Genomic DNA, 12,790 nt, shown 5'->3' with positions numbered 1-12,790 from the left:
CTGCTCCCGCAACTAACTCGAAAACCTCTCTACTGCCTCTCGGCTGTCTTGAAGTACAGCCAGAAGACTCGCTATGCTGAACGAAGAACGCCAGTGTTCTTACTGGTAGGTAGGGTACCTGCTGGAGCAGAGGCTGTCAAGACCTGCAGTTGAATCACGCGGAGGCTTGATCTGAAGCCATCAGTGGGTTAATAGCCTCTGGCGGGCGCGGCACCACAGCAAGCGTGCAGCGCGAGATACAGATTAGCTTCTCCTGCTCATCCAGGATGCGGATCTCCCACACCTGGGTGGTGCGCCCGCGGTGAATAGGGGTGGCGATGGCCGTCAGCCGGCCTTCGCGCTTGGGACGCAGGTGGTTGGCGTTGATTTCCAGGCCGAGAGCCATCTGCTCTTCCATGTTGATGTTAAGAGCCGTCCCGATAGAGGCCGCCGTCTCGGCCAGCAGCACCGAGATGCCGCCGTGCAGGTAGCCGGCCTGCTGCTTGTGGCGCGGCCCGATCGGCATGCTCAACACCACGCGCTCCTTGTCGGCGCTGACAAGCGAGATATCCAGGGCCTCCCACAGGGTGCCAGCCCGTGTGCCATTGAGACGCTCAACGATTTCCTGGCTCGACAATTCCATCTATCGCTTTTCCCCTGTTTGTACGTTGTTTTTACAGCTCTAATGCGGGTACAATACCTTTACAAGAACGGTGAGCAAACGCTGCCTAAGACAGGAGGCCGCGCCGCACCGAGCTGTCGTAAAGCGGCCCGCGCTAGCTGCCGACCTCCAAAGCCTGGCGCGGCGAGAGGCTGCGCTGCCGCGCCTCTGTTGCCGTCGTTTCGCACACCATTATATACTATTTCTGGCTACTTGCCGGACTGCCGAAGAAGAGGTGTCTTATGTTCGACCAGAGCAAGATCGGGCAGAGCTTTCCTCCGTTCACCTATCAGGTAGAGCGCTGTAAGATTCATGAGCTGAATCTAGCGATCGGCGATGAAAACCCGATCTATCATAGCAAAGAGGCAGCGCAGGCGGCAGGCTATCCAGATGTGCCGGCCTCGCCGACGACGCCGACAACCTTCCAGTTCTGGGGCAATCCCGACTTTGTCAAGCATCTGGTGGCTATCGGTGTCAATGTGATGCGCATCATCCACGGTGAAGAGGAGTACGAGTATCTGGCACCGATCTACGCCGGCGACGTCTTAACCGGCGTTACGACGCTTGTCGATGGCAAATCACGTCAGAGCAAGGATGGCTCTTCAATGGATATTCTGACGCTGGAGACCCGCTATACCAATCAGAACGGACAGGAAGTTCTGAAGGCGCGTCAGGTCCTGATCGTTCGCTAGCCAGGGTCGCAGCAAGACCGACCAAAGGAGTACGTGAATGACGACGGAAGCGAAACTGCCTACGAAGCGCTATTTCGAAGATGTCCAGGTCGGCGATGAGATTCCCCGTCTTGTCAAATCCCCGATAACTCATCTACAGCTTGTGCGCTACGCTGGCGCATCAGGCGACTTTAATCCGCTCCATACTGATCCCAAGATTGGCGAGATGCTCGGCATTGGAGGCATCATTGCGCATGGCATGCTGATCATGGGCTTTCTTGGCCAGCTCCTCAGCGACTATGTAGGTCCGACGGCCTTGCGCAAGTTCGGCGTGCGCTTCAAAAGTATGACCCGCCTTGACGATGTCATTACTTGCAGCGGGACCATCACCGAGAAATACGAGGCTGACGGTGAGGCGCGTATTGCCGGCAAGATCCAGGCAGTGGATCAGAACGGCGATGTGAAGGCGAGCGGCACTTTCGTGGCGGCCCTGCCAAAGCGCGGCAGCGCCTAGCCAGCGCAAAGCTGATGCTCGGCTCAGCATACGGGCAGAGGAGAACTGTCCGGGCCCGCCCGACAGCGCTGCGCAGGCGCTCGTTTCGTTGCGTGCAATGGTGAGCAAGCGAGCGTGGCGGAAGCCCTCGCCTCGATACATGTGATTGAGGTAAAAAGAAAAGCCAGGGTTTGTAGCGCACTGCTGTGCTGCAGTTGCGAATCTCCAGTGAAGAGTAAACAGAACTAGCCATAGAGTAGAAAGGAAGAGTCAGCGCAATGGGTCTGCTTGACGGTAAAATCGCCATTATCACCGGCTCTGGACGCGGCATCGGAGCGGCTGCCGCGAAGCTATTCGCGGCAGAGGGGGCCGCAGTTGTCGTGAGTGATCTCGACCAGGGTCCCGCAGACGAGACGGTAGCAGCTATTCGCAACGCTGGCGGCAAGGCCATTGCTGTAGTTGGCGACGTCACTGATCCGGCCTTTCCGGCTCAACTCATCAAGACCACCCTCGACACCTTCGGCGGCCTCGATATCATCGTCAACAACGCCGGCTACACCTGGGATGGTGTCATTCACAAGATGACCGATAAGCAGTGGTACGCCATGCTGGAGGTGCACAACACGGCACCTTTCCGCATCCTGCGCGAGGCCTCCCATTTTATCCGCGAAGCGGCCAAACGCGAGCAAGAGGCTAACGGGCGTGCCAACCCGCGCAAGGTGATCAATGTCTGCTCGGTCTCGGGCCTGCATGGGAACGCTGGTCAGGTTAATTATGCGACCGCCAAGGCGGGTATCGTCGGACTGACGAAGACGCTGGCGAAAGAATGGGGACGTTACAATGTGCAGGTGAACTGTGCCTGTTTCGGCTTCATTGAAACGCGACTGACGGCCCCCAAGGAGGGCGGCGAGAAGATTCAGCGCGAGGGCGAAGAAGTTGAGCTGGGTATTCCCGGCCAGCTTCGTCAGATGGCCACCATGCTGATCCCATTGGGACGCCCGGGAACCCCCGAGGAGGCTGCCGGGGCCTTGCTCTTCCTGGCCTCGCCCCTCTCAAACTATGTCTCCGGTCACGTGCTGGAGGTCACAGGCGGCGGCTCGCTCTAGACCTCCTGGCGGCCCTGCTCAGCCGCTAACCAGGCATTAACAGATGAGAGAGGGGACCTGCCGATCCGATCGCGCCCGATCAGCGGCGGGTTGCTCCATGATGGTCTAGAGAGGCGCCTGATCGGTCGCGAGGCCCGCGGTCTGCATGACTGGCTGCCCATTTTTGTGAGCAGGCCCGGGGCGCTGGCTGGTCAGGCGCCTCTGGCGGCAGCGCCGGGAGAGCTGGCAAGCCCAGGGGGAAAGGGGATGGAACTACCTGCTAGACTTTCGATGCCAGATCTGGCATACTATACCTTGATCGCTTACAGACAGAGAATTGCGAGGGAAGACTTTACCCTGTCAGCAGGTCCATACCTGCGGCGAGGCTAGCTCAGCTCAAGTCACATCAGGAGGAAGGCCCTCGCCTTCATCGAGTTCTGCTGCTGCTCCGCCGAGAGCCAGGCAAACAGAATAGTTCAGAGCCAAAGGCGTTGAAGGGGAGAGTAGGCGCACATCGGACGAGAGGGGAAACGCTCTGCCGCAGCGGGCGGCAGGGTGTGGGCAGAGAGAAAAGGCCAGTGGCTGCGAGCCTTTTCACCAGTCCGTAGCGCGGAAGTTCACCCCAGAGCTGGCTGCTGAAGGAGCCGGAGACCGTTCTACAAGAGAGCGGCTAGACCGACCCTGGTAGGCAGTCCCGGCCCGTCCCCGTTAGCGGACGAACCGAGTGGGATTGCTGGACTGGGCGCTCAGGCCCAGCCCCGACCCTGGAATAGCCGAATCTGGGGCCTGGCTGGCTTTCCTTTCATTCAGGTGCCCATCAGGCAATCCAAAACGGGTGGTACCGCGGAGTCATGCGACACGCCGGGTCTACTCCGCTCGGCTGACAGATGTGGCGCTTCTCAGCCTGAGCGGGCATAAAGAGAAGCGCTACAGCCAACCAGCGCAAGAGTGTGTAGCGGCCCAGCGTGGTAGACCAGCGCGACTGGTAAGACCGGCAAGCTTCGTCCCAGTTGACGATGTGCCGGTTTTTTTGATTCGGTCAGGCTTTCTGGCTGGAGGGCATTGGGCTGACGCTACTTAACCTGGTATAGCTTCTATCGTCGAGTCTGACCTGATCTTAGCGACTGACTATTGGTTTAGCCATCGGCTGGCTGGGCTGGCATCGGACCGTATGACGTATCGACAGGCGGAGCTAGCTGGCATGGCGGCCCCACCGGAGAGAAGGCGTGCTCTCCTCCCTCGCTGACCGTAAGCCATACTGTGCTGTTGTAGAGAAGGATGGATGGCTATGATTGAACAACTTGATGCCTTGTTGGCTCAGCTCGACGCCTTGCAAGAGCGAGCGCTCCGCGAGCTGGCAAACATCAACAGCTCGGCGGAGCTGGAAGATTGGGATGTGCGCTATCTCGGACGCCATCGTGGCGAGTTAAAAAACTTCTCTACCCTCATTCCGAAGCTGGGCAAAGCAGAGCGCCCAGTCGTCGGCCAAAAGATCAATGCGGTGAAGGAGAAGCTTGAAAGCGCTCTGGAGGCCCGTCGCCAGGAGTTGCGTGAGCGCGAGCTGCGGGAGGCCCTGGAGCGTGAGCGGCTCGACGTGACCTTGCCGGGCCGGGCTTTGCCGGCGGGCCATATGCACCCCATCTCGCGCACGATTCTGGAGGTAGCGCGCATCTTTACGCGCATGGGCTTCCAGGTCCTGCAGGGACCCGAAATCGAAACCGACTATTACAATTTCCAGGCTCTCAATATTCCGGCAGACCACCCCGCGCGCGATATGCAAGATACTTTCTGGATTGTGCCGGGGGAGATCCTGCTGCGTACCCAGACCTCGCCCATGCAGATCCGCGTTATGCAGGCTACGCGTCCGCCTGTGCGGGTGATCGTGCCTGGCAAGGTCTTCCGCCACGAGGCCATTGATGCCTCCCACGAGGCGATGTTTCACCAGATCGAAGGGCTGCTGGTCGATGAGCAGTGTACAATGGCCGATCTCAAAGGCAGCCTGGCCCGCTTTGCGCGTGAGATGTTCGGCGAAGATCGCCGGGTGCGCTTCCGCGGCAGCTACTTCCCATTCACAGAACCCAGCGCCGAGGTCGACATCGACTGCATTCTTTGCAAGGGCAGCGGCTGCCGCCTCTGCAAATACAGTGGCTGGCTAGAGATCCTCGGCTCCGGCATGGTGCACCCGCGCGTCCTGCGCGAAGTGGGCTACGATCCCCGCAAATACCGCGGCTACGCCTTCGGCATGGGCGTTGAGCGCATCGCCATGCTCAAGTACGCCATTGGTGAGATCCGCCTTTTCTCGGGCAACGATTTGCGCTTCCTGCGCCAGTTCTAATGAAAGATGCACAAAGGCAAAGATGGCCTGCCAGCCGAGGGGAACGGCTCGCGAGCAGAGCCAAGCCAATGTTTCCATTGTTGTGGGTAAGGCCGAGCAGGTAAGTAGGGTAGGTAGGTAGGAGAAGGAAGGCAGGAAGGAAATTGTGAGGAGTCAGCAGCGATGAGAGTGCCACTGAGCTGGCTGAAAGAATATGTTGAGATCACCCAGTCGCCGGAGGAGCTGGCCTATACACTGACAATGGCCGGACTGGAAGTAGAGGCGCTGGAATACATTGGGGCGAACTGGGGAGACCGCATTATCACAGCCCAAATCACCCATCTTGAGAAAGTACCTGGTTCAGATCATCTGAGTTATACGCGTATCAACACAGGGAGCGAAGAGATCGGCGTCATCTGTGGCGCCCCCAACATCAAAGAGGGGGACAAGGTGCCGCTGGCCCTGCCGGGGGCGCGCATTGGCGATCTTACGATTGGCGTGGCGCGCAAGATGGGCTATGTCTCTGAAGGCATGCTTTGCTCACCGCGCGAACTGGGTCTGGGCAGCGATCACTCAGGCATTTACATTCTCGACCCGGCGACACCCTTGGGGGTGAAGCTGTCCGATCTGCTCTCTGATGTAGTTCTGGAGTTTGCTATCAAGGCCCATCGCGGTGACCTCTCCTCAGTCATTGGGATTGCCCGCGAAGTGGCCGCTCTGACACACAAGCCCCTGCGCTTGCCCGAGCCGCGTTTCGCCGAGCAAGGCACGCCGGCGGCGGAGCTGATCAAGGTTACCGTAGAGGATACAGAGCTATGTCCGCGCTATAGTGCGCGAGTCATCAGCGGCGTCAAGATTGGCCCCTCGCCCGATTGGATGGCGCGGCGCCTGCTAATGGCTGGCATGCGCCCGATCAATCTCATTGTTGACATCACCAACTATGTCATGCTTGAAGTGGGCCAGCCGCTGCACGCCTTCGACTATGACTTGGTGCGTGAGCGGCAGATCATTGTCCGCCGGGCCCGCGACGGCGAAGAAATCACCACGCTCGATGGTGTGCCGCGGCGTCTGCGCGCTGATATGCTGCTGATTACTGATCCCCAGGGGCCGACGGCCATCGCCGGCGTCATGGGCTCGGCCATCAGCGAGGTCAATGAAGGGACCACGCGTATCTTGCTTGAAGCGGCGAATTTCAAACCGGCTAGCGTCCGGCGAACGGCGGTAGCCCTGGGCCTGCGTACTGAGTCCTCCAGTCGTTTTGAGAAAGGCCTTGATCCTGAGCTGACCATCTTCGGGGCCAACCGGGCGGCGCAGTTGATGGCCGAGCTGGCCGGCGGCCAAGTACACCCGGGCATCGTTGATGTCTATCCTCGCCCCGTGGAGCCGCGAACCATTCTCTTCTCTCCCGCCGAAGTTGAGTGGCTGACGGGCATGAAGGTCACCTCGCGCCAGGTCCACGAGGCTCTGAGCGCTCTGGAATTCAAAGTCGAGGAGGTCTCCGCCGCCGCCGACGCCGCTGGCGGTGAGCAACTACTGCGCGTCACGGTGCCGACCTTCCGCGGCGACATCGAGGAGGGAGCCGATCTGGTGGAGGAAGTGCTGCGCATGGTCGGCTACGATCAGCTACCTGCCACTGTGCCCGAAGGGCCATTGCCAGAGCCGCAGAGCGACCATTGGTTTGAGCGTGAGTATGAGATCCGGGAGATTCTCATCGGTCTCGGCCTGCACGAGATCCTGACCTATGCGATGACCAGCCGTCAGCGCATGCTCAATCTGCTCGCGGAGGTCAATGCTCATACAGCGCAGGTATTACTGCAGAAGCCGGCGGATACGGGGCAAACGGGCTGGGTCATCGCTGGCGCGGAGGCACGGGCCGAGGCTGACAATGGAGCTGCTTTAGACGGAGACGGAAAGCCCTTCGATGCTCGCTCCCTGCCGGCGGTTACCATCACCAACCCGTTGAGCAATGAACTGGAGTGCATGCGCCTGACGCTGCTGAGCGGGTTAATGGAGACACTGCAGGAGAATAGCAAGCGCAATCGGGCCGGCTTGCGCCTTTTCGAAATTGGGCGGCGCTATCTGCCGCGCGCTACGGGTGAGCTGCCTGAAGAGCGACGCTGTGTAGGGATCGCCCTCTGTGGGCCGGCAGCCATCTCCTGGGTGCCAGAGCTGGCGCGCCCAGCAGATTTCTATGATCTAAAGGGCATTGTTGAAACCTTGCTAGAGCGCCTGCATATCAAGCGCTATCGCTTCACAGCGGCTCAACATCCGACGTTCCATCCTGGGCGCTGTGCTGTGCTGGAGGTAGCGCGACCAGACGCCGAGGGGGACGAGCATTTCAAGCCGATCGGCTTCCTGGGCGAGGTCCATCCGCTGGTACAGCAGCGCTACGATTTGCCCCAGCGCGCCTATCTGTGTGAGCTGGACTTGGAGGCTCTCTATGCCGCGGTGCCTGAGCGCCTGAGCTATGCACCGATCTCGCGTCACCAGGAGCTGACTCGCGATTTAGCGGTAGTCGTTGATCAGCAGGTGCCTGCACGGGCGGTGCAGGAGGTGATCGAACGCCACGGCGGCGAGCTACTGCGCACAGTTGCCCTCTTTGATGTCTATACCGGAAGCCCGATCCCGCCGGGCAAGAAGAGCCTGACCTATACCTTGCTCTACCAGGCCCAGGATCGCACCCTCACCGATGCCGAGGCCAATGCCTTACAGGAACGCATCGTTGAGGCCTTGCGCCAGGAGTTCGGGGCAACCCTTCGCGGCTAAGCGCGGCGAGCGGAGGCGGGCTGCAGCTGCTCTACCGCTAAGGCCCTGCGCTAGAAGAAAACTCCTTCCTTTTCCGCTTCACCAGGGACTGGGCGGGTGAGCGACATCGGTCGATGCGTCGGTGGAGCTTACCCGCCCGGCTCTTTTTGGCTAGCGATCCCGGCGCGCTGCAGATGCCACGCGGCAGAAATTCCACCTTGCTGCTTCGGCAGGCGAGCAGGGCGGCCAGCCCTGGAAAGGATCTCTTCCCTCTGGCAATCCTTCGCTAAAGGTGATATAGTAAGTAGCCGTGGCTGACCATTTTTCCGGCTGCACCTGACTCAATGAAAGGAGCCTGGGCCGGCATGAGGTAAAAAGCGGTCGCTGAGGCTTCCAAGGCGCCCCTGGACGTGGGTGGGGAGAGTGGCGAAAGAAAGACAGCAATGGCCAGAGCGGAAAAGCCAGGTCTGGATAGCTGGAGTGGGCGCAGAACGGCGGCTTTGGCCGGCGGCAGTTTCGTGCGTTGAGTACCGGCAAGGCTGGGGAGAATAGAGTAAGTCTATGAGTCAGTGTTTGCGTTGCGGCAAGCCATGCGCGGCCAATGCAAGCTTGTGTGAAGAATGCCGGACACGCCCTTTGCAGGGGGGATATCCCTCTGGGAGGGGTGAAGAACGCGAGCAGAGTGGTATAGCAGCGGTCTCGGCTACCGGGAGCGATGCGACTGCCGGTGTCGAGGAGGAGGCTGAGCCGCCGCATCGGCAACCTCGGACCGATCCCGAGGCGCAGGTACCTACCCAGCAGGGGCCAGTGACTCCCCCGCCGGAGGTCCCGCCTGATCTCTTGCTTCCGCAACTGTCGCTTCCCGCTGGCAGCATGGAGGCCCGGAGTGATCCGGCCCGGGAGATGAGTGAGGCAGCCGAGTTCATTAGCGAGAGCGATCCGAGCGCGCTGAGATTGCCGCGCCCTTCGCGCCTGACCCCGCTAGTCGAGTCTGATCTTGCCTCCCTCGATATTCAGCGTCAGAATACTCCACGCGCCATAGCGCAGCAGGCTCAGTCTCAAGGGCCGCAAGCCGCGGACGAGTCTCCACAGTCGAACCAGGAGCAGAGGCTAGCCTCTGCCAGAGGCGGTTTGGCGGCCCGCAGTGATCCCGGTGCCCTGGAAGACCTGCAGCAGCGTCTGCCCGATCTCTGGCCCTGGATTCAGGATGCCGATGAGGATGAAGGAGATGCTATCTGGCTGCAGCGGACCGACCCCCTGCTGTCGCGCCGGCTGCCCACCAGTGCTGAAGCAGCCGCTATTGAGGCGGAAGATATCAGACGCGCTCAGGCGGCAGCCTTCGCCACTGGCCCCCAGCCTGCTCAGGCGCCAAGCCAACCGCAAGGCCGTCCGCTCTCCTGGCAGGCGCTCTATCCGCAGCGCCTGCGTCTTCTCTTCCTGGTCTTCCTGATTATTGCTCTATTGGCGCTGCTAGGCGATAGCCTGATGGTGCTCCTGATTGTCACGCGCCACCAGCCGACGCCTGTAGTAGCTGGTGGTCCCCCGCGCCTGACCCTGACGCCGAATGTTGTTGAGATTGGTCAGCGCGTGAAGCTGCTATTAGAGCGCTTCTCGCCCTCGACCCAGGTACTCTTAAGCCACGATCTGCAAGAGCCGATTCCTGTGGGGCAGCAAGGTTCCTCGCTGGTCCAGGTCAATGCTGCTGGTAGCCTTTCACTGACTGTGCAGATTGACGCGAGCTGGGGGCCTGGCCTGCACCTGGTCGAGGCTGAGGATGTGACAACACGCTATACGGCGAGCGCCACCCTGCAAGTAGCCGGCCAGGGCCTGACGCGTCCGCCTCACCTGGTCATCGATAGCGCCGACCCCTTGCTCATGGGCGAGGACTACCAGGGGGCCAATACCATTATGCCTCTAACGCTGCGTAACTCTGGCGGAGGCATCATTAACTGGCAGGGCAGTAGTAATCAGCCCTGGCTGCTGCTCTCGCCCTCCCAAGGCCTCTTTAGCGGCAGTCAAACGGTCTGGGTGGCGGTGCAGCGTGCCCACTTGAAGCCGGGCGAATATACTGGCCTCCTGACCTTCACCTCTGATGTGGGAGGCCAACAGACGATTCAGGTCAAGATGGTCGTGCGTCCCCTGCCCGCTAATCCTGGACCTGTCTTGCAAGTGACGCCAGCGGCGCTCTCCTTTATCGCCACAGATGGCGGGGCGACGCCAGCGCCCCAGACACTGACCATCAGTAACCCTGGAAATAGGCCCTTAACCTGGCAGCTCAGCAGCAGTACCTCGCTGACAGCGCCGGATCAAACACCCTATGCCCACGCCCTCGGACCCCTGGCCGACTGGCTCTCAATCAGCCAGCGGAGCGGCACCGTGGCCCCCGGCGGCGCTCAGAGCATGACTATTGCCGTGGAGAGCCGGAGTCTGTTGCCAGGTGTCTATACGGCGTTGCTAAGCTTTGCTTCTCCGCAGAGCGTGCTGGATAGTCCGCAAAGCGTGGTCGTATCGCTCACTATTCTCCCCCGCTGCGGGATCATGGTCAATGCCTCCAATCTGAGCTTTACAACCGTAGCCGGGCGCAGCAATCCGCCCAATCAGGCCATCACGCTGAGCGAGCGAGCCGGCTGCCTGGACGATCTGGACTGGCAGGCCAGCAGTGATGCTTCCTGGGTCAGTGTGACACCGAGCAGCGGTGAGCTACATGGAGCTGGCAGTGTGGTGATTGCCATCGGTGTCAACGCCCTCGGCCTGCGCCCTGGTCGCTATAAGAGCCTGATCACCTTTACCGCGGGCCACGGCTCGCAGACACTGCCTGTGCTTCTGGTCGTGCAGCCAGCGCCTTCGCCCCAGGAACCGGTGATGAGCGCCACGCCGCTCAGCCTCAACTTCAGCGCCATCCAGGGTCGGAGCACGCCGCCGCAGACGGTCATCATCACCAATACCGGTGGTAGCTCCCTCTACTGGCAGACACAGGCCACGCCACTCACGGGCCAATGGCTCTCAGTTAGCCCGGCCAGGGGCAGCATTCCCCCTGGCGGTAGCGCTCAGATCCTTGTCGCGGTGAACACCAGTGGCCTGACGGCGGGTACCTATAGCGGCCAGCTCCTCCTTGTAGGCAGGGGAAGCGATGGCAAAGGGGCGGCTGGCGCCCCGCAGCTTCTGCAGATCACGCTGCAGGTGCTTCCTCCCTGCACACTAGGTCAGCCATCGATGCACTCCGTGGCCTTCAGCGCCATTGCCGGAGCAAGCGACCCGGGTCCCCAGGTCGTGACCGTAGAGGTCGCTGGTACCTGTAGTTGGCCCCTGAGCTGGAGTACAAGCCTGGTCACGCCCGCCCCCTGGCTCCAACTGAGCGACTCCAGCACCAGCCTGGTCAACGGTCAGACAGCCAGCATCACACTGGCCGTAAGCAGCGCCGGCCTGGCTGTCGGGAGCTATAGCACCCAGGTCCTCATCAAAGTTCTCGATAGCACTGGGGCCCCTATCGCCGGTAGCCCCCAGCGCTTCAGCGTCACCCTGACAGTCCTGCCCCCCTGCGTCTTCCAGGTAGGTACCTCTAGCCTCTTCTTCAGCGCCGTTCAAGGTCAGGGGACCCTACTCACGCAGGCCATCCCTTTCAGCAGCAGTGGAACATGCCGCTATCCGATCACGGTCTCGGCTGCTGCCGACCCAGGCAGCTCCTGGCTCACAGTTAGCGGCGGCAGCGATAACGGCAGCGGTGGCAACTTGCAGGTCTCGGTCAATCCGGCGGGCCTGGCGCCTGGCGTCTATAATGGCCAAATCACCATCACAGCCAGCAGCGGCGGTGGCATTCAAAATAATGTCCAGGTCGTGCCCGTGCGCCTGACCATCACCGGCTACACCATCACTGGCAGCGTCCAGGCCTGTACTGATAGCACCTGTAGCAGCGCTACGCCACTGGCGGGCGCCAGCGTGACCCTCTATGCTGGTACAACGCCGATCGCCAGCACAACCTGTGATAGCATGGGGAATTACAGCTTTAACAACGTCTCTCTCGGTAGCTATATGCTCACGGCCAGCGGCAGCGATAGTCAGGGCAAACAATACAGCGGCTCTGCCGCGGTAACCGTCTCCGGCAATCAAACGGTCACCATTAACGCCCTACCAAATAGCTAAAAGAGCCGGAAAATCGAAAAATCTGCACTGTTGAACTGGAAGGAAAAGAAGCGGCAAGGCCTGAAGAGAAAAAAAACACCTCCTCCGAGCCAGGAGACGAGACTAATCCAGGCCCTGCGGTGGGGCTGCTGATGCTCTACCAGAGGCCATCGAGAGAGCAGAGCCGCTCTGGCACCTCTGCTGTTCCCGAGGGCCGATCTACTCGCGGCGCGGCAGATCTGCGCTGTCTAGCCAAATCGTGACCGGACCATCGTTGGCCAGCTCGACCAGCATGTGGGCGCCAAAAATTCCGCTGCGGACGGGCACGCCATAGCTGCGGACCAGGTCCTGAAAAGAGCGAATCAAAGGCTCGGCCTGCGCTGGTGGAGCTGCTTCCGTGAAGCTTGGTCGCCGTCCTTTGCGGGCATCTGCATAAAGCGTAAACTGCGAAACAACCAGCATCTCGCCGCGACGCTCTAACAGTGAGCGATTCATCTTGCCCGCCTCATCCTCAAAGATGCGCAAATGGACGATCTTCTCAGCCAGAGTCTTCGCCTCGAGCTCGCCATCGCTCTGAGTCACTCCCAACAACACAAGCAAACCAGGCCCAATTTCTGCCACTATCTCATCTGCTACCCGAACCCGGGCGTAGCTCACACGTTGCAGCAGCGCTCTCATATTCCTCCTGAACTTCCTCTTTACTTACCTATTCTCTTGCTTGAG

8 protein-coding genes are annotated in these 12,790 nt (G+C 60.5%); 6 read left to right on the top strand and 2 right to left on the bottom strand.

Annotated elements, in window-relative coordinates:
• Positions 1 to 154 precede the first annotated feature (154 nt).
• The gene (locus tag AC6H1L_RS10290) at positions 155 to 622 is read right to left on the bottom strand and encodes a hotdog fold thioesterase (RefSeq protein WP_497601399.1); all 468 of its coding nucleotides are present in this window, start codon (positions 620 to 622) and stop codon (positions 155 to 157) included.
• A gap of 260 nt (positions 623 to 882) precedes the next feature.
• On the opposite strand from AC6H1L_RS10290, the gene AC6H1L_RS10285 reads away from it, so the two are divergent.
• The 6 genes from AC6H1L_RS10285 (at position 883) to AC6H1L_RS10260 (ending at position 12,088) form a co-directional block, all read left to right on the top strand.
• On the top strand, positions 883 to 1,332 hold the full coding sequence (locus AC6H1L_RS10285) for an FAS1-like dehydratase domain-containing protein (RefSeq protein ID WP_297168130.1): 450 nt from the start codon (positions 883 to 885) through the stop codon (positions 1,330 to 1,332).
• A 37-nt stretch (positions 1,333 to 1,369) separates the two neighbouring features.
• A complete protein-coding gene (locus tag AC6H1L_RS10280; protein WP_497601398.1) occupies positions 1,370 to 1,825 on the top strand; it encodes a MaoC/PaaZ C-terminal domain-containing protein in 456 nt (151 codons plus the stop codon).
• A 257-nt stretch (positions 1,826 to 2,082) separates the two neighbouring features.
• The gene (locus tag AC6H1L_RS10275; RefSeq protein WP_497601397.1) at positions 2,083 to 2,910 is read left to right on the top strand and encodes an SDR family NAD(P)-dependent oxidoreductase; all 828 of its coding nucleotides are present in this window, start codon (positions 2,083 to 2,085) and stop codon (positions 2,908 to 2,910) included.
• Positions 2,911 to 4,198: 1,288 nt separating this feature from the next.
• A complete protein-coding gene (gene pheS, locus AC6H1L_RS10270; protein WP_497601534.1) occupies positions 4,199 to 5,224 on the top strand; it encodes a phenylalanine--tRNA ligase subunit alpha in 1,026 nt (341 codons plus the stop codon).
• A gap of 162 nt (positions 5,225 to 5,386) precedes the next feature.
• Positions 5,387 to 7,969 (top strand): phenylalanine--tRNA ligase subunit beta, encoded by a 2,583-nt coding sequence (pheT, locus tag AC6H1L_RS10265; protein WP_497601396.1) that lies wholly within the window; start codon positions 5,387 to 5,389, stop codon positions 7,967 to 7,969.
• Between the two features lie 540 nt (positions 7,970 to 8,509).
• The gene (locus AC6H1L_RS10260) at positions 8,510 to 12,088 is read left to right on the top strand and encodes a BACON domain-containing protein (RefSeq protein WP_497601395.1); all 3,579 of its coding nucleotides are present in this window, start codon (positions 8,510 to 8,512) and stop codon (positions 12,086 to 12,088) included.
• Positions 12,089 to 12,286: 198 nt separating this feature from the next.
• Here AC6H1L_RS10260 and dtd read toward each other — a convergent pair whose 3' ends face one another.
• Positions 12,287 to 12,745: a D-aminoacyl-tRNA deacylase gene (gene dtd / locus AC6H1L_RS10255; RefSeq protein ID WP_497601394.1), complete on the bottom strand. Its 459-nt coding sequence runs from the start codon at positions 12,743 to 12,745 to the stop codon at positions 12,287 to 12,289.
• Between the last annotated feature and the right edge of the window lie 45 nt (positions 12,746 to 12,790).

The sequence above is a fragment of the Thermogemmatispora argillosa genome (assembly GCF_059696725.1).
The sequence above is the reverse complement of the archived record's forward strand: the minus strand, read 5'-3'. Positions and strand labels throughout refer to the sequence as shown.

Coding starts and splice junctions, on each gene's coding strand:
- AC6H1L_RS10290 (WP_497601399.1), bottom strand. CDS start 622: ATGGAATTGTCGAGCCAGGAAATCGTTGAGCGTCTCAATGGCACACGG.
- AC6H1L_RS10285 (WP_297168130.1), top strand. CDS start 883: ATGTTCGACCAGAGCAAGATCGGGCAGAGCTTTCCTCCGTTCACCTAT.
- AC6H1L_RS10280 (WP_497601398.1), top strand. CDS start 1,370: ATGACGACGGAAGCGAAACTGCCTACGAAGCGCTATTTCGAAGATGTC.
- AC6H1L_RS10275 (WP_497601397.1), top strand. CDS start 2,083: ATGGGTCTGCTTGACGGTAAAATCGCCATTATCACCGGCTCTGGACGC.
- pheT (WP_497601396.1), top strand. CDS start 5,387: ATGAGAGTGCCACTGAGCTGGCTGAAAGAATATGTTGAGATCACCCAG.
- AC6H1L_RS10260 (WP_497601395.1), top strand. CDS start 8,510: ATGAGTCAGTGTTTGCGTTGCGGCAAGCCATGCGCGGCCAATGCAAGC.
- dtd (WP_497601394.1), bottom strand. CDS start 12,745: ATGAGAGCGCTGCTGCAACGTGTGAGCTACGCCCGGGTTCGGGTAGCA.